The following is a 21,550-nucleotide window of genomic DNA, read 5'->3' on the forward strand; positions in this document are numbered from 1 at the left end:
GGCGAAGGTCAGGCCTTCGCCTTGGCGATCTCTCGCAAACGTTTGACGATCTCCGCCCCCATACTGCGCTGGGTAAACTGACCATCCGCTTTCACCCGTCCCGCAGGCTTGCCGGTTAGGATCTCCAGACACTCATCCACAGTCGCCACCGAATAGACGTGGAACTCGCCATCCTTCACCGCCTGCACCACCTCACTTTTCAGCATCAGGTTGCGCACGTTGGCTTTGGGGATGATCACGCCCTGTTTTCCGGTCAGGCCGCGGGTTTTGCAGAGGCGGAAGTAACCCTCGATCTTCTCATTCACGCCACCAATCGCCTGCACCTCACCATACTGGTTGATGGAGCCGGTAAGGGCGTACTGCTGACGAATGGGGATGTGGGTCAACGCCGAGATCAGCGTGCAGATCTCCGCCAGTGAGGCGCTGTCGCCATCGATGTAGCCGTAGGACTGTTCCATGGCGATGCTGGCGGAAAGCGTCAGCGGAAAGTCTCGGGCGTACTTATGGCCCAGGTAACCCTGCAGAATCAGCACCCCCTTAGAGTGGATCGGCTGACCGAGCGTCACCTCGCGCTCGATATCGACGATACCGCGGTTGCCCGGATTCACGGTGGCAGTGATACGCGCCGGGGTACCAAAGGAGACATCGCCCACCTGCAGCACGGTCAGACCGTTGGATTTACCCACCGCTTCACCATCGGTATCGATCAGCACGGTTTCGTTCATGATGCCGTCAAGGATCTTCTGCGCCAGGCGCCCGGTGCGTCGCTCCTTGGAAGCGAGGGCGTGTTCCACATGCACCGCGCCGATCATCTCGTCGCCTTTCTCCTTGCGGCGGTAATCCGCCTCGCAGAGCAGATCCACCAGCTCACCGATATGCGCCGAGAGCAGCTCCTGATCTTCCGCCAGCCTTGAGCTGTGCTCGACCAGGCGCGCCACACCCTCGCGGGTCAGATGCGCCAGGCGCTCTTCACTGGCCAGGGTTTTCATCAAACGTGCATATTGGCGAATCGCTTTTGGATTTCGATCCACATCTTCATCGAAGTCGACCACCACGCGGAACATCTTCTCGAAGTCGTGATCCAGCTCCTGCAGCAGGTAGTAGGTATCGCGCCCGCCGATCAGCACAATCTTCACACCCAGGGGCACAGGCTCGGGGGTCAGTGTGATGGTATTCACACCGGTGTATTCGCTGACCGGGTTTTCGATACGGATCTCATGGGACTTGAGCGCCCGCTTCAGCGCACCGTAAACAAACGGCTGCTCCAGCAGTTTCTCCGCCTCAATCACCAGGTAGCCGCCGTTAGCGCGGTGCAGGGCACCGGGACGGATCAGCTGGTAGTTGGTGACCATGGCGCCCATTTCGCTGGTATATTCGATGCGCCCAAACAGGTTGTCGTAGCTCGGGTGCGCTTCGAACACCACCGGCGCGCCCTTGGTCTTCTCGTTATCAACCAGCAGATTGACGCCATAATTCTCTTCCAGCCAGGCACGACGCGTCGCGTCGGTGCGAACCTCCACCGGGCTTTCCGCCACCAGCTCGGCGCCGTTCTTGATCAGATCCTTCTCCACATGCACCAGGTACTCGGGCACACCGGAGAGGTTGGTGTAGTGCTCCTTCATCGCCTGAATCGGCCCGGATACGGCCTGGCGAGCGGTATCATGCTCAAGCTCACGAATCTGCTCCGCCACCTCACGGCGCCATTTTGGAAGCTCCGTCAGGTTGTCGTTAAGCAGGTCTTCCAGCTCGGAGATATTGCGCTGAAACGCATCGCGCTCCTCCTCTGGCAGGGCAGAGAACTGCGCCTCATCCATCGCCTGACCATTGGCCACCGGGGTGAACCCGACCTGACCCGCCTCGCGATAGACAGCGATGCTGTATTCCCGCCCCTGGCGCTCCACCTGTTCCACGGCGGTGTCATAGCGACGGTTGAAGTCACGCTCGATACGGCTTTTCAGACGCTGGTAGCCCGGGCTTTCGAAGGCAGCGGGAAGCTCGCTGAGAATATTGTCGAACAGCCTGTCCATATCACGACGGAAGCGAGCCGCCTTACCAGCGGGCAGTTTCAGAATCGTCGGGTAGCGGTTGTCGCTGAGATTATTGAGATAGCACCAGTCCTGGGGCTTGCGCTGCTTCTTCGCCACATTGCGAAGGCTGACGGTGGCAAAGGAGAAACGACCGGTGTGCGGGTTGCCCATCACAAAGAGGTTATAACCCGGGCGCTGCATACCTACACCGAACTCCATCGCCTCAATGGCGCGCTCCTGACCGAAGAAGCCGCTGAAAGGCTCCAGGGTTTCAGTGGTCTTGAACGGCAGAAGATCGGTGTCGCAGGTACGGTAAAGAGCCTCGGGCGAAAGCGGAGAGTGCTTGTCCATAGGGCGACCCCTGAGCAGAGAGTTTCACCCCGTTATACCGCCCAAGACTTTGATTATGCAAGGCTCTTAGCTGATCAATTAGCGCTCAATTGTCGCCGAATCGTCTCGATAACCGCGCCGGTCTGCGGCTTCACACCACGCCAGATGCGGAAGGATTCCGCTGCCTGCTCCACCAGCATACCCAGACCATCCATCACTTTTCCGGAGCCCGCTGCCGCCGCCCAGGCGCAGAAAGGCGTCTGTTGGGCCCCGTACATCATGTCGTAGCAGGTGGTACGTCGCGCCACCACATCCACCGGGATCGGCGGCAGATCTCCCTGCAGACTGGCGGAGGTGCCGTTAAGCACCAGATCAAAGGGGGCCGGGTCGATCTCCTTGAAGCCACAACCGGAGACCACACCCAGATCACCGAACGCCTGGGCCAGTTCATGGGCCTTGGATGCAGTGCGGTTAGCGATGACAATCTGCGCAGCGCCCGCCGAGAGAAAAGGCTCAAGTACACCGCGGACCGCGCCGCCGGCACCGAGAATCAGGACGCGGGCGCCCTGCAGCCGGGTGCGATTATTTTCCAGATCACAGACCAGGCCTACGCCGTCAGTATTGTCGCCACAGAGCTGACCCTGCTCGTTCATATAGAGCGTGTTCACCGCCCCGGCTCGTTCCGCCGCGGGAGAGCGCCACTGCGCCATCGCCCAGGCGCGCTGTTTGAATGGTACGGTGATGTTCAGACCTTTGCCGCCTTCACGAAAAAAAGCTTCCACGCAGGCCTCAAACTGGTCCTCAGGGATGCACTGAGCGCCATACTCCACCGCTTCTCCGGTCTGCCCGGCAAAGGCCGCATGGATCTGTGGTGACTTGCTGTGGTTGATCGGATTACCGAATACCGCGTAGCGATCGCTCATGCTTACTCTCCAAATATTAGCCGGCCAGCCAGTTGCGCGGTTTCAGGTAGCGCTCATAGAGCACCGCTTCTTCGCTGCCCGACTCGGGCGCCCAGTTATAGTCCCAGCGCACTTCCGGCGGCAGCGACATCAGGATCGATTCGGTACGCCCACCCGACTGCAGACCAAACAGAGTGCCACGGTCATACACCAGGTTGAACTCCACATAGCGCCCGCGACGGTGCAGTTGGAAATCACGCTGGCGTTCGCCGTAGGGAATATCTCGGCGCTTTTCGATAATCGGCACATAGGCGGGCAGGTAGGCGTCGCCGATGGAACGCATCAGCGCGAAGCTGTCATCGAAGCCTTTTTCGTTAAGGTCGTCGAAGAACAGGCCACCGACACCGCGCGGCTCATCGCGATGCTTGAGGTAGAAGTAATCATCGCACCACTGCTTGAAGCGCGGATAAATATCTTCACCGAAGGGCGCACAGGCCTGTTCGGCGGTCTTATGCCAGTGAACGCAGTCTTCATCGAAGCCATAGTAAGGCGTCAGATCGAAGCCGCCGCCAAACCACCAGACCGGCGGCTCACCCTCTTTTTCCGCGATGAAAAAGCGTACATTGGCGTGGGAGGTCGGCACATAGGGGTTGCGCGGATGGATCACCAGCGACACACCCATCGCTTCAAAACTGCGCCCGGCCAACTCCGGCCGATGCGCTGAGGCGGAGGCGGGAAGGCCGGCACCATAAACATGAGAAAAGTTGACGCCGCCTTTCTCGATCAGCGCGCCATCCTTGATCACACGGCTACGACCGCCGCCGCCCTGTTCACGCTCCCAGCTGTCCTCTTCAAAGCCGGCACCGCCATCCACCTGGCCCAGGGTATCGCTAATTCGATCCTGCAGGGATAGCAGATACTCTTTTACCGCCGCCGCGTTTGGTGCCGACATACAACCTCCGAAGTGAATACTAACTTACGATCTAACTACTTTATTATCAGAGATATCTCTGATCGTAGTGGGCTTACTCTGGGAACCCAGTGCACCGTCGACTATATAGTCAACATCAGAGCCGAAGTAAGTCCTTACTTTAAGCTTTGATTTTGCCGGCGGAGCCGCACTGACATTGGCCGAAGTTGAAACAATAGGGCCACCGTAGGCGCTACACAGCGCCTGCACCACAGGGTGCGCGCTAACACGTACAGCCACCCCTGAGTGACTGCCCTTGACCCAGCGCGGGATCAGTTGCGCTGGGTCTGGCAGTAGCCAGGTATTCGGACCGGGCCAGGTGCTGCTCAACAGTTCGCGCTGCTCGTCGTTCAATGGAGCCAGCAGCCCGGAGATCTGGAACTCACTGGCGGCTGCCAGAATCAGTCCCTTATGCTCGGGCCTGCGTTTTATCTCGAGTAGGCGCGCCACGGCCTCAGGATTAAAAGGATCGCACCCCAAACCCCAGACGGCTTCTGTCGGGTAGGCGATGATTCCCCCCTGGCGCAGAACCCTGACGGCTTGATCTATATGCCAGTCGTTCACAGCGTGTTTCCGTTTAAAAGGCGTGAAATTAGCGACTTGCCTGGGCCTTTGCAACCGCCCAGAACGATACCAGTTGGAACTTATACCCGGTTCTGCAAGTCTCGGTACGTATATCTTAAAGGGAATTTTACGATGAATGGATGCTCTGGCTACTCTTCTATCAGGTCTAATCGCCAACGCTTAGTTGCGCTTCTGTTCTGCATGCTGCCGATGGCGGCCTCTGCCGACGCCCAGTTCGCCAAAACCGGCGACTTTAATCGTGATCTGGTGACATCTATAGCCAGAGAACTCGCGGAATCTTCGTTTGAGCCCCTGCCCGAGGCGCCCGAATACCTCAATGAACTGGACTATGACGAGTACCGGGCGATCCGTTTCCGTCCCGACAAGGCGCTCTGGGCCGATAGCAACCGTCCCTACCGCATGCAGTTGTTTCATCCAGGACTCTATTTCAATAACCCGGTTGAAATTGCCGTCGTCGAAGGTAACAAAGCTACACATCTAAGCTACTCGCCAGAACTCTTTACCGTTGAACCACCGGCCAGCATCCAACTGCCCCAGGAAGATATCGGCTTTGCCGGCCTGCGCCTGCATACGCCGCTGAACAAACCCGATATCTGGGACGAACTGGTGGTATTCCAGGGGGCCAGCTACTTCCGCTCCGTCGGCCGCAACCAGAAGTATGGCCTCTCAGCACGAGGCCTCGCCGTTAAGACCGGAGCCCCCGAGGGGGAAGAGTTTCCTGTATTCCGCGCATTCTGGGTCGAAAAGCCCAGCGATAAAGCCAACGCTGTCGTGATCCACGCCCTGCTCGACAGTGAAAGCCTGACCGGCGCCTATCGATTCACGGTCCGCCCCGGCGAGCAGACCAGCATGGATGTGGAGGCCACACTTTTCCCCCGCACAGAGCTAAGCAACGTAGGCTTCGCGCCGGGCACCAGCATGTACTATTTCTCCCAGTCAAACCGCCTGGGCATCGATGATTTCCGCCCGCAGGTGCATGATTCCGATGGATTGCTGATGGTCAACGGCCGCGGCGAACGGATCTGGCGTCCGCTGGCCAACCCCACCGAACTGCAGATCAGCGCCTTTATGGATACCTCACCCATCGGCTTCGGCCTGATGCAGCGTGATCGCGATTTTGCCCATTACCAGGACCTGGAAGCGCATTACGAGAAACGTCCCAGCCTCTGGGTCGAGCCGGTGGGCGACTGGGGCGAAGGCGAGGTGGTGCTCACCGAGATCCCCACCAATTCGGAAATACATGACAATATTGTCGCCTTCTGGAAGCCCGCTGCGCCACTGCAACCGCAGCAGCCGTTCAGCTTTGCCTACAGGCTCAGCTGGGGCACAGGACCCCAGGCTACGCCCGACACCCTCAGGGTAGTCTCTACCCGCCAGGGCAGAGCGGATATAGCCGAACCCACTCCGGAACGTCTGTTCGTGATCGACTACGCGCCAGCCGATCAAAATACACCGTTGCCGGAGCAGCTGCCTGAAGCGATTCTGAACGCCTCCGCAGGCAGCACCAGCAACCTGGTGGTCAGCAAAAACCCAGAGACCCACGGCTATCGCGTCTCGTTTGAGCTGGACCCGCAGGACGCTGAGCTCTCCGAACTGAGCCTCAACCTGAAGTTCGCTGACCAACGCCCGGTCGAATCCTGGGTTTATCGCTGGACCGTCGAATGAGCCCTAACCAAGCCTGCAAACCGGGCATGCCGCCGATAAAAGCGGCACAGATGCAGACTCAGGAGCTGCGTCGCCCGGTGGGCCCCCAGGCCACTCCTGATCCGGCTCCACGTGCCCGCTTGGCGGTCTTCGGCGCCAGCGCAGCGCTGCTCGGATACGGCGGTTTCGAGATGTACGGTGTTCTGTCCCTGGGTGGGACCACGCCACTGGAATGGGCGATGCTCGGTCTGTTCCTGATCACCTTCGCCTGGATCGCCCTGGCCGCTGTCGGTGCCGTTGCCGGTTTTCTGATCCTGCGCTCACGCGACCAAGGCGATGCAGCCACAGGTAGCGGCCCGCTCAAGCTGGAAGCCAAGGGGCACACTGCAGTACTGGTACCCTGTTACAACGAAAACCCCGCATCGGTTGCCACCGCCATCGAGGCGATGGTGCATGAACTGGATCAGTACGGCGCAAATTCGGGGTTCGACTGGTGCCTGTTAAGCGACACCCGGGACCCGGAAACCGCGCTGAAGGAAGAGGAGGCGGTCAGCCTGCTGCGCCAGCGCCTCGGTGACAAAAGCCGGATCTACTACCGCAGGCGCCGGGTCAATACTGACCGTAAATCAGGCAATGTGGCGGAGTTCTGCCGCAACTGGGGCAGTCACTACGATTATCTGCTGGTCCTCGATGCAGACAGTCTGCTCAGCGCCGATGTCATTATCCAGCTGGCTAACCGGATCGACCGGGACCCGAACGCAGGTCTGATTCAGACGGTGCCGCGCCTGGTCGGCGGCACCAGCCTGATCGCGCGGCTGCAGCAGTTTGCCAACGCCGTTTACGGGCCGATCATCGCCGCGGGTCTGGCCCGCTGGGCCGGCTCCGAGGGCAACTTCTGGGGGCACAATGCCATCATCCGCCGTCAGGCCTTTATGGATGCCTGCGGCTTGCCGCAGCTGAAGGGCCGGGCGCCATTTGGCGGCACCATACTCAGCCATGACTTTGTTGAAGCGGCGCTGCTGAGACGCTGTGGCTGGAAGGTGATCATCGCCGACGATCTGGAAGGCTCTTACGAGGAAAGCCCTCCCTCCATCGTTGATCTTGCGGTGCGTGACCGGCGCTGGTGCCAGGGCAACCTGCAGCATTCCAAGGTGATCGGCAGCCGCGGCTTTCACTGGGTCAACCGCTTCCACCTCCTGACCGGCATCTTTTCGTACCTCTGCAGTCCACTCTGGTTCGCACTGATCCTGGTCGGTGTCATGCTGGCCCTGCAGGCGCAGTACATCCGCCCGGAATACTTCGACAGTACCTTCTCGCTGTTCCCATCCTGGCCTCGCCAGGATGCCCCGCGCGCGGTACGGCTATTCCTGCTGACCATGCTGGTACTGCTGATTCCGAAGATCCTTGGCATCGCCAGGGTGTTGATGAACGCTTCACTGCGGCAGCGACTCGGCGGCACCGCGCGCACAATCGGTAGCATGCTGGTCGAGATACTGCTCTCGGCGGCCATCGCTCCGATCATGATGTGTGTTCACTGTGGTGCGGTGTTCTCAACCCTGATGGGCGGTGACAGCGGCTGGAGCCCGCAGCGTCGCGATGATGGCAGCCTGCCGTGGAAACAGCTCTTCTACCGGCATCGCTGGCATACGGTTATCGGCGTGGCGCTGGCTCTGGTCGCGTGGAATAACTCACCGGCTCTGCTGGCCTGGCTCTCGCCGGCGATTTTCGGCCTGCTGCTCGCCGCGCCGCTCTCCGCGCTGACCGCTTCGCTTAAGATCGGCGGCTGGTTTCAGCGTCGGCGGATACTGGCGACGGCTGAAGAGCTGGAAGAACCATCGGTGTTGCGCACCTATCGCCGCCTGCATCCAACGATCGAGGCCAAGCTCGCCTGCATGGCGCCGCTAGAGGAACACTTCAGCAACAGCTATCTGATCAGCCGCCACGAAGCGCTGACACCCAAATACGAGGGCACGCCATTTACCGCTGAAGAAGCGCTGGCACGGGTGAAAATCATGGATGCACCCAACCATCGCCAGGCACTGCAATGGCTGAGTGAAAAGGAGCTCGACAAGGTGCTGCTGACACCCTACCTCTACCGCATGCTGGTCGGTCTGGCGCAAAGTCCAACCCATCAACAGCAGACCAAAGCCGGCTAGCCGACGCGGGTGATCAGGCTGCCACGCAGCTCGATGCGGCCTTCGAGTTCCAGCCGCATCAGCTGCTGCTGCAAACTCGAAGGTTCCAGCGCCAGCCGCTGGGCGAGATCATCAAAACTGATCGGGGCAAAGGGAATCTCTCTCAGCACAGGATCATCCGTATCCGGCACGGAGATATCATCCAGCAACACGTCCTGCGGCAGCAGGCTACCCAGCAACGGCGCCAGCTCCTCAATGACATGTGCGCTGGACTCCACCAGCGTGGCACCTTCGCGAATCAGTCCGTGGCAGCCACGGCTTAACGGATTATGGATCGAGCCGGGCAGGGCGAAGACCTCTCGCCCCTGTTCCAGGGCCTGCCGCGCGGTGATCAGCGAGCCACTGCGCGGCGCCGCTTCCACCACCAGGGTACCAACGCTCAAGCCACTGATAATCCGGTTGCGGCGCGGAAAGTTCTGCGCCAGCGGTCGCGTTCCCGGCGTATATTCGGATACCAGCGCTCCGCCGCTGTCGCGTATCTGCTGCGCCAGTTTCAGGTTTGCTGCCGGGTAGCAGCGATCCAGCCCGGTGCCGATAATCGCCAGCGTCTTTCCGCCTGCATCAACGGCACCCTGGTGAGCTGCCGTATCTATGCCCCGCGCCAGACCACTGTTGATCGCCAGCCCTCCGGCTGCAAGATCCGCGGCAAAGCGTGAGGCCTGGTTAATACCGTCCCGGCTGGCATGACGGCTGCCTACGATCGCGACCTGTGGCAGGCAAAGCAGATCGGGGTCGCCATCGATCCAAAGCAGGATAGGCGGATCGGGGATCTGCTTCAGCAGGTCAGGGTAAGCGGGGGAGTCCAGGTGCAGCAGGGTCCAACCACGCTCTGCGGCGAGATCAGACAGTTCAGAGGCGCGTTGGTATAGATCGCCACCCATACGGTAGCTGAGGATAGCATCCCTCACCGGGCGCTTAAGGCCCAGCGAGGATGCGAGAGTTTCATTGCTAAACAGGTCGGGAGGAGCTACTCCCTCCGCCCTCAGCCGCGCCAGGGTGACGGGACCGATACCGGGCAGAAGGCTTGCAGCGATCCATTCCCTTGGATCGCTCATGGCGTCATTTCCTAATCAGGAATCAGGGAGTGCGAAGTTCGTCACCCACCTTGATTACGTTGGTGGCACGCATCACCAGCCCGTAGCTGAGTTTATCGAAGGCACGGAACACCATCAGCTCACCGGCGCGTTCCGACGGCAGCATGACGGCTTCGTTGGTCACAGGATCCTTGACCACCTCACCCTTGTTGAAGACGGCAAACACGTTGCCGGTTTCAACCCCTTCGCGCTGACCCACGTTGAGCGCAACCACATCGAACTGACCGATCTGCTCGATGCCGCTGAGCACTTCCATGATCACCGCATTATCGAGATCAGGACCGGCAGACGGGTAGAAGACAGAGTCCACACGCTGCTCATCGTTCGGGATAACCCGGTCACGAACACGGACTTCCTTCTCAAAGGAGTCGTAAAGGTCCATGGTCAGCACCTGGGTATCGTCGTCACGCGCCGTGATACGGCCGTCCGCGACCTTGTCGAGCTCATAGCCAAGCAGCTCGTTGGTCATCGGATCATGGTAGGCACGGGCCGGGCGGTAAACGCCCTGCTGGGACACATCCTCAACCGGTACACCACGTGCATACACACGGTCACCTGCACCGGCGACGATACGTTCGTTCTTGCCACCGATCACATAGGGCGCCTTCTCGAGGATATCCTCATCCACCACCAGGTTGCTGTTGAGGAACGCGGAAATATCCTTCAGCGGAATCGCCGGGATTGCACGATCCAGCGGAGATACACGGGCTTGCGGGCTCAGCTTCTTGATGCCGCGCTGCAGGCCAAGTCGTGGCTGACCATCAACCCAGGTCAGATAAATAATATCGCCGGGATAGATCAGGTGGGGGTTATCGATCTGGGGGTTCACATACCAAACGTCAGGCCATTTCCAGGGAGATTTCAGGAAGTGCCCCGAAATATCCCAGAGGGTATCGCCCTTAACGACGACATACTCTGTCGGGTGTCCTTCAGCGAGCTGGATCCGGTCTTCGCGGACCTCTGCCTGTGCCGGGCTGCCAAGCAGCAGAAATGCCGCTGTCAGCGACGCGCAAAGCATTCGGTTCATTCTTCAGTTCCCTTGTAATGCCAACGTCCTTCCGGTTGCGCCGGAATGGCGTATACCCGAGGCGTCTGAGCATGCATTAGACAACATTATCAGTATAATAGGCTGCATCTTACTTTTCTCCATCCGACACGCCCGTCGAACAGCGTTTAAGCAGATACTATGTCCAAACTCAAGATTCTTGAATTTCCTGATCCTCGACTACGCACTATCGCCGAACCCGTCGACGTTGTCGATGACAGTATCAAGCAACTGGTCGATGACATGTTCGAAACGATGTACGACGCACCCGGTATAGGCCTTGCGGCTACCCAGGTCAACGTACACAAGCGCATTGTCGTTATCGATCTGTCGGAAGACCAGTCCGAACCCCTGACTTTGATCAATCCCGAATATACGGTACTGGATCAAACTCTTGAAGAGATGCAGGAAGGTTGTCTGTCGGTTCCCGGCTTTTTCGACAACGTGGTGCGTCCACATAAAATTCAGGTCACCTCACTGAACCAACAGGGCGAAGAGCAGAACTTCGTCGCTGATGGTCTGCTGGCCGTATGTATTCAGCATGAGCTGGACCACCTCAACGGCAAGTTGTTTGTCGATTACCTGTCGGGGCTGAAGCGTAACCGCATCCGCTCCAAGCTGGAAAAGAAACACCGCGCCGAAGCGGCCGGCTGATCCAGCCCGGCACGTAACACTTCAGACAGGTTTGCTTCGGCAAGCCTGTTTTTCTATGCCCGAGACGAAACCGCCCATGACCCGCACGCCACTTCGAATCATCTTTGCAGGCACCCCCGACTTCGCCGCATCCAGCCTGGATGCCGTGCTGAAAACCGATCACCAGGTCATTGCCGTCTATACCCAGCCGGACCGTCGCGCCGGCCGCGGCAAAAAGCTCAAGCCCAGCCCGGTCAAGGCCCTGGCGCTGGAGCACGGCCTGCCGGTCTATCAGCCCCTGAGCCTGCGTAATGAAGATGCCCAGGCGGAGCTGGCAGCCCTTAACGCCGACCTGATGATCGTGGTGGCCTACGGCCTGATTCTGCCGCAGGCGGTACTCGACACGCCGCGCCTGGGCTGTATCAATGTGCACGCCTCGCTGCTACCGCGCTGGCGTGGCGCGGCGCCGATCGAGCGAGCTCTGCTGGCCGGCGATAGCGAAACCGGTATTACCATCATGCAGATGGATGCGGGGCTGGATACCGGCGATATGCTCAGCATCGCGCGCTGCCCGATCAATCTTGAGGACACCGGTGGTGTCCTGCATGACCGCCTGGCACTGCTCGGTGCAGAAACGCTGGTGAATGCGCTCGATCCGCTGTCCGCTGGTGAGCTTAACCCTGAGCCCCAGGACGACGCCGGCGCCTGCTACGCCAGCAAGCTGGACAAAACCGAAGCTGAGCTGGACTGGGGCAAGAGCGCCGCTGAACTGGCCTTGCAGGTACGCGGACTCAACCCCCGGCTGGTGGCCTACACTGAATTTGAAGAGCAGAAACTCAAGGTTTGGCAGGCCAGCGCTGAAGACCAGGCTGCGCAGGCCGAGCCCGGCACTATCCTGGAACAGCGCCGGGATTCTCTGCTGGTAGCGACAGGGCAGGGCTGCCTGTCACTTCAGGAGATGCAACTGCCGGGCGGAAAGCCGCAGCCGGTGTCCGCCTTGCTTAATGCGCACAGGGAGCGCTTTGCCGTCGGCAAGCGTCTGGGTTAACACAGATGAATATTCGGGTCAGGGCGGCAACACTGGTCGCCTCACTGCTGCAACAGCGCGGCTCACTCAAGTCCTTGCTGCCGGAGGCACTGGACGGCTGTGAACCGCGTGACCGGCCACTGCTGCGCCAGCTCTGCTATGGCACCCTGCGTGACCTCTACCGCCTTGATGCCATCGCGACGAAACTGCTTAAGCGTCCATTTCGCGAACAGGACCAGGATCTGCGCGCCCTGCTGCTGATCGGTCTGTATCAGCTGCGTTCACTGCGCATTCCCGCCCATGCTGCAGTCAGCGAAACCGTCGATGGTGCCGAGCTACTGAACAAGGATTGGGCTGGCAAACTGATCAACGCCGTATTGCGCCGCTTTCAGCGGGAGCAGGAGAAGATCGAATCCAGTCTCGCCACTGACGAAGCCTTCCGCTGGAACCATCCGCAGTGGCTGATCGAAAAGCTCAAGCACAACTGGCCCGATCACTGGCAAAGCATTCTCACCGCCAACGATAACCAGGGTCCGATGACACTACGGGTTAATAAGCGCTTACTAACCCGAGATGCAGCATTAGAGAAGCTCGCCGAAGCAGGCATCCAGGCCACGGCCAGTGGACTTGCGCCCGAAGCGATCACCCTGACTGAAGCGCGAGATACGGCGGAAATCCCAGGCTTTGCTGCTGGCTGGTTCAGCGTGCAGGACGAAGCGGCTCAGCTTGCCAACCTGTTGCTCGAAACGGAGCAGGGCGACCGTGTTCTCGACGCCTGCGCGGCCCCCGGCGGCAAACTCTGTCACCTGCTTGAGGCGAATCCAAGCCTCGGTGAAGTGGTCGCTGTGGAGATGGAGCCCGCCCGCATAGAACGTACCCGCGACAACCTTGAGCGCCTGAAGCTCTCACACGAATGCTTATTACACCTGGGCGACGCCAGTGCCGGTGACTGGTGGGACGGTAAACCCTTTGACCGGATTCTGGTCGACGCCCCCTGCAGCGGTACCGGCGTCATCCGCCGCAATCCCGATATCAAGGTATTGCGGCGTAACGAGGAAATCCTTGCGCTCGCCAACCTGCAGCTGAGCATTCTCAGTAACCTCTGGCGCATGCTCAAGCCCGGTGGCCGACTGGTGTACGCGACCTGCTCGGTATTCCCACAGGAAAATGAGCGGATTATGCAACGCTTTGTTAAACTCCACGCCGATGCCCAGGCCGAGCCAGTACCGCTCGCATGCGGTATCGAACGCCCCTTCGGCCGCCAGCTGTTTCCGGTCGATGGCGGGCATGACGGTTTCTTCTACGCGATTCTGACAAAACAGCCCGATGCGGGCACAGACAAGTAACCGAGGCTCTGAGTGAAGATCATTATTCTGGGTGCCGGACAGGTCGGCGGTTCGCTCGCCGATCACCTTGCCAACGAAGCCAACGACATCACCGTAGTGGATACGGATACCGGTCGTCTGCGTGAACTCCAGGATCGCCTGGATATACGCACCATCGAAGGTAAGGCCTCCTACCCCAGCGTACTTGACCAGGCCGGTGCCCAGGATGCCGACATGCTGATTGCTGTGACCAACAGCGATGAGGTCAACATGATCGCCTGCCAGGTCGCGCAGACACTGTTTAACGTACCGACCAAGATCGCCCGTGTCCGCGAACACGACTATCTGCAGCGCAACAAGGCGATCTTCGATAACAAAGCGATCCCCATCGATGTCCTGATCAGCCCGGAAGAGCTGGTCACCATGCATATCAAACGCATGATCCAGCACCCCGGCGCGCTGCAGGTGCTCGACTTTGCCGAAGGCCAGGCCCAGCTGGTGGCGGTAAAGGCCTATTACGGCGGACCGCTGGTGGGTCGCGAAATCGCCTACCTGCGCGCGCACATGCCCAATATCGATACTCGCGTCGCAGCAATTTTCCGCCAGGACCGTCCGATCATCCCCACCGGGGATACGGTGATCGAAGCCGATGACGAGGTGTTCTTTATCGCCGCGCGCAACGATATCCGCGCCGTGATGAGTGAGCTGCGCCGCCTGGACAATCCGTATAAACGCGTCATCATCGCCGGCGGCGGTAACATCGGTGCGCGTCTGGCCAGCACGATTGAAAACCAGATGCAGGTGAAGATCATCGAGCGCGATATCGGCCGCTGTAACCTGCTGGCACGACAGCTCGATAAGACCATCGTGTTGCACGGCAGCGCCTCCGACCGTGATCTGCTGCTGGAAGAGAACATCGAAGATACCGATGTGTTCTGTGCCCTGACCAACGATGACGAAGCCAACATCATGGCCTCCATGCTGGCCAAGCGTCTTGGTGTGCGCACGGTAATGACACTGATCAACAATCCGGCCTACGTGGACCTGGTGCAGGGTGGTGCGATCGATATCGCCATCTCCCCGCAGCAGACCACCATTGGTGCGCTGCTGACCCACGTGCGCCGTGGTGACGTAGCCGCCGTGCACTCGCTGCGCCGCGGCGCCGCAGAAGCGCTGGAAGCGGTTGCCCACGGCGACCCGAAATCGTCCAAGGTGGTCGGTCGTATGATCGAAGAGATCGCGCTGCCCCCGGGCACTACCATCGGCGCCATCATCCGTGGCAATGAAGTACTGATCGCCCATGATGATGTCGTGGTCGAAAATGGTGATCACGTCATTCTGTTCCTGGTCGATAACCGCCGCATCAACGATGTGGAAAGGCTATTCCAGGTCGGTCTGACCTTTTTCTAAACAGCAAGCGTCCAGACGCAGATCAACCACAGCGAGCACGGTAAATGCATTTCAAAGTGATACTGCGCATCCTCGGTATCCTGCTGATGATTTTCAGCATTACCCAGCTTCCGCCCATGGCTGTTTCGCTCTATTTCGATGATGGCGCGGTGCACGCCTTTGCTATCGCGTTCTTTATCACCCTGCTGTCTGGCTTTTTGATCTGGATACCGGTGCACGGCGTGCGCCAGGATCTGCGCACCCGTGACGGCTTCCTGATTACCGTGCTGTTCTGGAGCGTACTGGCCGCGGCCGGTAGCCTGCCGTTGCAGCTGTCGGAGTCGCCGCATCTCAGCTTTACCGATGCGATTTTTGAATCGCTCTCCGGCCTGACAACAACCGGGGCGACGGTGATGACCGGCCTGGATATGTTGCCAAAATCGCTGCTCTACTACCGTCAGCAGCTGCAGTGGCTTGGCGGTATGGGGATCATCGTGCTGGCGGTGGCGATCCTGCCAATGCTGGGGATCGGTGGCATGCAGCTTTACCGTGCCGAGACACCGGGCCCGGTGAAAGACTCCAAGCTGACACCTCGTATCACCGAGACCGCCAAGGCGCTCTGGTATATCTACCTGTCCCTGACCATTGCCTGCGCTCTGGGCTACTGGGCCGCGGGGATGTCCCTGTTTGACGCCATCGGACACAGCTTCGCGACGGTGGCCATCGGCGGCTTCTCAACTCACGATGCCAGCATCGCCTATTTCAACAGCCCGGTAATTGAGGCGATCTGCGTGGTATTCATGATCGTTTCCGGCGTGAACTTCGGTCTACATTTCTTCGCCTGGCGCCAAAAGACCCTGCTGCACTACTTCAAGGATCCGGAGTTCAAGTTCTACCTGACACTGCTTGCCGTGATAACGGCGATCACCTTTGTGGCGTTGATCCTTAACGCCACCTATAAGCCCCTGGAAGGGGTGCGCAGAGCCGTTTTCATGGTGGTCTCGATCGCGACTACCACCGGCTTCAGCACCGCTGATTTCGCCCACTGGCCGGCGATGCTGCCGTTCATGCTGTTTGTCGCCGCCTTCGCCGGTGGCTGCGCTGGCTCCACCGGCGGCGGCATGAAGGTGATCCGCATACTGCTGATCATCAAACAGGGTCACCGCGAACTGCTACGCCTGATCCATCCGAGCGCGGTTATTCCCGTCAAGCTGGGCCGGCGCCCGATCAGTGACAATGTGCTGGAAGCGGTCTGGGGATTCTTCTCGGTCTACCTGCTGGTCTTTGTGATCATGCTGATCGGTCTGCTGGCAACCGGCCTGGACCAGGTGACGGCCTGGTCCGCGGTGGGGGCGACGCTGAACAACCTGGGGCCTGGTCTTGGCGGGGTATCGCTGCACTACGGTGACCTGAACGACACCGCCAAGTGGATTCTCTGCCTGGCGATGCTGCTGGGTCGTTTGGAGGTATTTACCTTCCTGGTACTGCTGTCACCGGCCTTCTGGCGCCGCTAACAGCGCTTAGCGGCGGGGCAGGCGGTAGGGCAGGCGGTAGGGGTTATCCGAACCATCCTCACGGCTGTGGAAGCGTTTATATTCCCACTGATACTGCTCTGGGCATTCATTAACGCAATGCTCAATACTGCGGTTCATCGCCGCCGCTGAGATCTGCACATCCTTGTTATTGATCTCCGCTTCCGCTTTGGCAAAACGCAGCTCAAACCCTTCACCGTTTTCAAGCCTCTTTGCATAGCCGGAAATCACCGTCACCCCGGTCTGAGCCGCCAGTTGCGGAAACAGCTTCATGGTCAGCGCTGGCTGGCCAAAGAAGGGCACAAACACGCCACCCTCGCGATCTGGCTCCTGATCAGGGAGTACCCCAACGATTTCACCGCCTCGCAACGCCTTGATCAGCATGCGCACGCCACGGGTATCCGCCGGTGCCATTTTGGAACCGAGGCGGGCACGGCGTTTCAAAATCAGCTCATCGAACTTTTTCTGTCGTGGCGGTTTGTACATGGCCGTCACCGGATAGCGCCGTGAGAGGTATAGGTTCATCACCTCCCAATTACCCAGGTGCGGGGCTATGAGCAGAATTCCTCGACCGTTGTTAAGTTCATCGGCGATGAGATCTTCGCCAACCACGGATTTGACCTTTTCCAGCACCCGCTCCGGCGACCAGATCCAGGACACGCCCATCTCGGCCAACGAACAGCCGGTATTTTCCAGGCTCTTCTTCGTCAGCTTGTCGCGCTCGGCTTTGGGCATTTCAGGGAAACAGAGTTCCAGGTTGATCCGCGTATTGGTATACAGCCGCTGCTTGTCGCCCTGACGGTAGATCCAGCGCCCCATACACCGGCCCAGCCATTGAGCCATGCTCAGCGGCAGCAAAGCCACCAGGCGCATACAGAAGATCCCCAGAACTGCTTTTAACTCTTTCAAATCAGGCCATCCCGTTGTTGATCCGTAGCCGCATTATAGCGGCACGCGTTTTTGATCCAATGATAAAGCCGGCACCTTTCATCATACCTCGGTGCCAGCCCAGGAAATTAGCGCCTCTGTCGGTACCCGGCACCGCAATAAGCGGTCCAATCATGTATAATTCGCGTCTTATTTTGTCCACTTCGAATTCAATGGTGATTTCCGTGACTGACAAGGTTAAACCAGACGTTAGCACTTTCCAGGGACTGATCCTGGCCCTGCAGCAGTTTTGGGCGGAGCAGGGCTGCGTCGTGATGCAGCCGCTGGATCTCGAGGTTGGCGCCGGCACCTTTCATCCCGCGACCTTTCTGCGCTCCATAGGTCCCGAACGCTGGCGTTCAGCCTATGTCCAACCGAGCCGCCGCCCGACTGACGGTCGCTATGGCGAAAACCCGAACCGCCTGCAGCACTACTACCAGTTCCAGGTGGTTCTCAAGCCTAACCCCGACAATATTCAGGAACTCTTCCTGCAGTCTCTTGAGCATATCGGCGTAGACCCGCTGGTTCACGATGTCCGCTTCGTCGAAGACAACTGGGAATCACCCACACTGGGCGCCTGGGGTCTTGGCTGGGAGATCTGGCTCAACGGTATGGAAGTCACTCAGTTCACCTACTTCCAGCAGGCTGGCGGCCTGGAATGCTACCCGGTCACCGGCGAGCTGACCTACGGCCTTGAGCGTATCGCCATGTACCTGCAGAAAGTGGACAGCGTATACGACCTTATCTGGTCCCGCGCTCCGGATGGCAGTGTTGTCACCTATGGCGATGTGTATCACCAGAACGAAGTAGAGCAGTCCACTTACAACTTCGAACACGCCGACGTAGACACCCTGTTCAACAGCTTTGACTACCACGAGCGCGAGTGCAACAAGCTACTGGCACTGGAAACACCGCTGCCGCTGCCGGCTTACGAGCACGTGCTTAAGGCATCACACACCTTCAACTTGCTCGACGCTCGCCACGCGATCTCCGTTACTGAACGTCAGCGCTATATCCTGCGCGTTCGTACCCTGGCCCGCGAGGTCGCTCACGCTTACTTCAACTCCCGCAAGGCACTTGGCTTCCCGCTCGCTGATCCGGAGATTCGAGATGAAGTCATGGCCGCCAGCCAAGAGGAGAACCACTGATGTCGGCAAAAGATTTTCTGTTTGAACTTGGCACCGAAGAGCTTCCGCCGAAAGCGTTGAAGGCCCTTTCCACTGCACTGGAAAGCGGCATCCGTAGCGGCCTGGAAAGCCTGCTCGGTAAAGAGCAACTGTCCGGTACCACTTTCAAGGCGTACGGCGCTCCGCGCCGCCTGGCCGTTCTGGCTACCGATCTGCCCACCGAGGTTCCTGAAAACCGTATTACCGTTCAGGGCCCGCCGGAAAAGATCGCCTTCGATGCCGACGGCAACCCGTCCAAGGCGCTGCAGGGCTTCGCACGTAAATGCGGTACCGAAGTGGACCAGCTCAGCGTTGTAGGCGGCAAGTACAGCTTCGAGAAAGTCACTCCCGCACAGCCTGTGGCTCCGCTTCTGGCCGAAGTGATCACCCAGGCACTGGATAACCTGCCGATTCCGAAACGGATGCGCTGGGGTTCATCCCGTGCGGAATTCGTGCGTCCGGTAAAATGGGTTGTACTGCTGTTCGGTGATGAAGTCGTTCCCTGCGAGATCATGAGCCACACCGCCGGCCGTCACACCCGCGGTCACCGTTTCCATTACAACGAGCCGATCGAACTGTTCGACGGCCGTCAGTATGCCGAAACGCTGAAAGAGAAGGGCAAAGTACTGGCCGACTTCGAAGAGCGCCAGGAACTGATCCGCGCCCAGCTGCTGGCTGAAGCCGAAAAGGTCGGCGGCAACGTGGTTATCGACGAAGGCCTGCTGGAAGAGGTTTGTGCCCTTAACGAATGGCCGGTGGCACTGACCGGACGCTTCGAGGCACGCTTCCTGGAAGTACCGTCTCAGGCGCTGATCTCCTCCATGGCGGACCACCAGAAGTACTTCCACCTACTGGATAACGACGGCAAGCTGATGCCGTACTTCATCACCGTGGCCAATATCGAGTCCCGTGATCCGCAGCTTGTGATCGAAGGGAACGAGAAGGTGATCCGTCCGCGTCTATCCGATGCGGCATTCTTCTTCGAGACCGACAAGAAGCAGACGCTGGAATCACGTACCGAAGCGCTGAAGAAGATCGTGTTCCAGAACGAGCTGGGCACCGTCTTCGAGAAGAGCACCCGTATCAGCGGTCTCGCCGGCCTGATCGCCGACCAGATCGGTGGCGACAGCGCACAGGCATCCCGCGCAGGGCTGCTGTGTAAGGCGGACCTGGTATCTGAGATGGTATTGGAGTTTCCTGAGCTTCAGGGCCTGATGGGTTACCACTATGCGCTGAACGACGGCGAACCGGAAGAGGTGGCACTCGCTCAGAACGAGCACTACATGCCGCGCTTCCACGGCGACGAACTGCCGCAGACCAAGACCGGTATCGCGGTAGCCATCGCTGACCGCCTCGACACACTTGTCGGCCTGTTCGGTATCAACCAGCCGCCGACCGGCTCCAAGGATCCGTTTGCCCTGCGTCGTGCCACCCTGGGTACACTGCGCATTATCGTTGAGAACGATCTGGCTCTAGACCTGCGCACACTGCTTCAAGCTGCTGCAGACCAGTACGGTCAGCTGCCGGCACAGGACAGTGTGGTTGAGCAGGTGCTTGAGTTCATGCTCGAGCGCTTCCGCGCCTGGTACGAAGAGCGTGGTATCAGCGTCGATAACTACATCGCCGTTCATACCCTGCGTCCGACCAAGCCTCTGGATTTCGACCGCCGCGTACGAGCAGTCTCTCACTTCCGTACACTGCCGGAATCCGCATCCCTGGCGGCCGCTAACAAGCGCGTCAGCAACATCCTCAGCAAGCAGGAAGGCGAGGTCGCAGACAGCGTTGATAGCTCACTGCTGACCGATGCAGCGGAAGTTGAGCTGGCGAAGCAGGTTACTGCACTGGAAGCGGAGCTTGCTCCGGTCTTCGAAAAGGGCGAGTACCAGAATGCGCTTGAAGCTTTGGCTAAACTCCAGGCTCCGGTGGATCGTTTCTTCGACGAAGTAATGGTAATGGCAGACGACGAGAGGGTTCGCGGCAACCGTCTCGCGCTCCTCACCAAGCTCCGCAACCTGTTCCTCGGCGTTGCGGACATCTCCCTGATCGCTGGCTAAGCTAGCTGGCAAAGCCACAGTAAAGGCCCCGCAAGGGGCCTTTTTTTGTTTCACGTGGAACCACGCTCTCTACCACATTTATCCATCCGCCGGTTACAGAGAGTCTCATCCAGAGTGTTTCACGTGAAACACTCTAACCCACAGCACACACCACCCTCATTGATATGAATACCCTCTAATCACCCAATCAATAAAAGCCCGTGTTATGACCAGAACATCGAATCTTCAAACCGAAGCGAACCTGGTATCTCGACCTAATCTGTTACGTACACCGCCAGACTGGAAGGCGCTTTCAACCTGCGTACTGAGCACCCAATAGAAATAAGGACAGGAATTAATTATCGGAAGGATCTCGGCGACCAATACGACCCCAGATAACTAACGACTCGACTATTGGAGAGACTCTGTCTGCGAGGCGTTTCTCGATATGAAAGCTACCTCCGCACTGAAGGCGGCATTCATCGCAGAATTGAAGGCCACCCGCCAGGGCGGATGCGCAGATGCTGAATGAGGTAACCGGCGCCGCCCAGCGGGGCTATCGCAGTAAATTAGATATCTCGCGCACAGATACAAATTATTACTACCTGATCTACAACCAGGTTGAGGTTGCAGAGTGTAGGGTGGAGGGCACAGAGTGAAGGGCGCAACAGAATCACAAAAGCGGAAGACTGCACACCGGTGATATGGCCCTGGTGGACTCGTGGC

At 59.0% G+C, this 21,550-nt stretch carries 17 protein-coding genes; 10 read left to right on the plus strand and 7 right to left on the minus strand.

Translation table 11 applies throughout. The features are described 5' to 3' along the window. Positions 1–8 precede the first annotated feature (8 nt). The 4 genes from CLV83_RS19065 to tsaC form a co-directional block, all read right to left on the minus strand. Positions 9–2,378 carry a Lon protease family protein gene (locus tag CLV83_RS19065; protein WP_132296364.1) on the minus strand — a complete coding sequence of 790 codons (2,370 nt, stop codon included), beginning with the start codon at positions 2,376–2,378 and terminating at the stop codon, positions 9–11. Positions 2,379–2,452: 74 nt separating this feature from the next. After that, positions 2,453–3,280, minus strand: coding sequence for a shikimate dehydrogenase (aroE, locus tag CLV83_RS19070; protein WP_132296367.1), 828 nt, complete (start codon positions 3,278–3,280; stop codon positions 2,453–2,455). A 16-nt stretch (positions 3,281–3,296) separates the two neighbouring features. Then, positions 3,297–4,211, minus strand: a complete 915-nt coding sequence (hemF, locus tag CLV83_RS19075; protein WP_132296370.1) for an oxygen-dependent coproporphyrinogen oxidase — start codon at positions 4,209–4,211, stop codon at positions 3,297–3,299. Between the two features lie 24 nt (positions 4,212–4,235). Then, positions 4,236–4,793 (minus strand): L-threonylcarbamoyladenylate synthase type 1 TsaC, encoded by a 558-nt coding sequence (gene tsaC / locus CLV83_RS19080; RefSeq protein WP_132296373.1) that lies wholly within the window; start codon positions 4,791–4,793, stop codon positions 4,236–4,238. Positions 4,794–4,925: 132 nt separating this feature from the next. Here tsaC and CLV83_RS19085 point away from each other — a divergent pair, with 132 nt between their 5' ends. After that, positions 4,926–6,479, plus strand: a complete 1,554-nt coding sequence (locus tag CLV83_RS19085; protein ID WP_132296376.1) for an OpgD/OpgG family glucan biosynthesis protein — start codon at positions 4,926–4,928, stop codon at positions 6,477–6,479. Continuing rightward, positions 6,476–8,614, plus strand: a complete 2,139-nt coding sequence (gene mdoH, locus CLV83_RS19090; protein ID WP_132296379.1) for a glucans biosynthesis glucosyltransferase MdoH — start codon at positions 6,476–6,478, stop codon at positions 8,612–8,614. The genes CLV83_RS19085 and mdoH overlap by 4 nt, the downstream gene beginning before the upstream one ends. Here the strand turns inward: mdoH and dprA are convergent. Then, positions 8,611–9,708 (minus strand): DNA-processing protein DprA, encoded by a 1,098-nt coding sequence (gene dprA, locus CLV83_RS19095; protein WP_132296382.1) that lies wholly within the window; start codon positions 9,706–9,708, stop codon positions 8,611–8,613. The genes mdoH and dprA overlap by 4 nt on opposite strands. Positions 9,709–9,730: 22 nt before the next feature. Next, a complete protein-coding gene (locus tag CLV83_RS19100) occupies positions 9,731–10,774 on the minus strand; it encodes a LysM peptidoglycan-binding domain-containing protein (protein WP_132296385.1) in 1,044 nt (347 codons plus the stop codon). A gap of 159 nt (positions 10,775–10,933) precedes the next feature. Here CLV83_RS19100 and def point away from each other — a divergent pair, with 159 nt between their 5' ends. From def to CLV83_RS19125, 5 genes are all read left to right on the plus strand, one after another. Continuing rightward, complete coding sequence (def, locus tag CLV83_RS19105) at positions 10,934–11,446, plus strand: peptide deformylase (protein ID WP_132296388.1); 513 nt, start codon at positions 10,934–10,936, stop codon at positions 11,444–11,446. Between the two features lie 76 nt (positions 11,447–11,522). Next, positions 11,523–12,473 (plus strand): methionyl-tRNA formyltransferase, encoded by a 951-nt coding sequence (gene fmt, locus CLV83_RS19110; RefSeq protein WP_132296391.1) that lies wholly within the window; start codon positions 11,523–11,525, stop codon positions 12,471–12,473. 5 nt (positions 12,474–12,478) lie between these two features. Then, the gene (rsmB, locus tag CLV83_RS19115) at positions 12,479–13,798 is read left to right on the plus strand and encodes a 16S rRNA (cytosine(967)-C(5))-methyltransferase RsmB (RefSeq protein WP_132296394.1); all 1,320 of its coding nucleotides are present in this window, start codon (positions 12,479–12,481) and stop codon (positions 13,796–13,798) included. 12 nt (positions 13,799–13,810) lie between these two features. Then, positions 13,811–15,187, plus strand: coding sequence for a Trk system potassium transporter TrkA (gene trkA, locus CLV83_RS19120; protein ID WP_132296397.1), 1,377 nt, complete (start codon positions 13,811–13,813; stop codon positions 15,185–15,187). A 44-nt stretch (positions 15,188–15,231) separates the two neighbouring features. Then, the gene (locus tag CLV83_RS19125) at positions 15,232–16,680 is read left to right on the plus strand and encodes a TrkH family potassium uptake protein (protein WP_132296400.1); all 1,449 of its coding nucleotides are present in this window, start codon (positions 15,232–15,234) and stop codon (positions 16,678–16,680) included. Between the two features lie 6 nt (positions 16,681–16,686). Here the strand turns inward: CLV83_RS19125 and CLV83_RS19130 are convergent, their stop codons facing one another. Then, positions 16,687–17,607, minus strand: a complete 921-nt coding sequence (locus tag CLV83_RS19130; protein ID WP_132296403.1) for a lysophospholipid acyltransferase family protein — start codon at positions 17,605–17,607, stop codon at positions 16,687–16,689. Between the two features lie 191 nt (positions 17,608–17,798). Here CLV83_RS19130 and glyQ point away from each other — a divergent pair, with 191 nt between their 5' ends. The 3 genes from glyQ to CLV83_RS22625 all read left to right on the plus strand — a co-directional run bounded on the left by glyQ (position 17,799) and on the right by CLV83_RS22625 (position 21,483). Then, positions 17,799–18,773 (plus strand): glycine--tRNA ligase subunit alpha, encoded by a 975-nt coding sequence (glyQ, locus tag CLV83_RS19135; protein WP_132296406.1) that lies wholly within the window; start codon positions 17,799–17,801, stop codon positions 18,771–18,773. Next, positions 18,773–20,845 carry a glycine--tRNA ligase subunit beta gene (glyS, locus tag CLV83_RS19140; RefSeq protein WP_132296409.1) on the plus strand — a complete coding sequence of 691 codons (2,073 nt, stop codon included), beginning with the start codon at positions 18,773–18,775 and terminating at the stop codon, positions 20,843–20,845. Before glyQ ends, glyS begins: the two co-directional genes overlap by 1 nt. Before the next feature lie 500 nt (positions 20,846–21,345). After that, entirely contained in the window at positions 21,346–21,483 is a 138-nt protein-coding gene (locus tag CLV83_RS22625; RefSeq protein WP_165900356.1) for a hypothetical protein, read from the plus strand. The last annotated feature ends 67 nt before the right edge of the window (positions 21,484–21,550 follow it).

The sequence above is a fragment of the Marinobacterium mangrovicola genome, from assembly GCF_004339595.1.
GTDB lineage: Bacteria > Pseudomonadota > Gammaproteobacteria > Pseudomonadales > Balneatricaceae > Marinobacterium_D > Marinobacterium_D mangrovicola.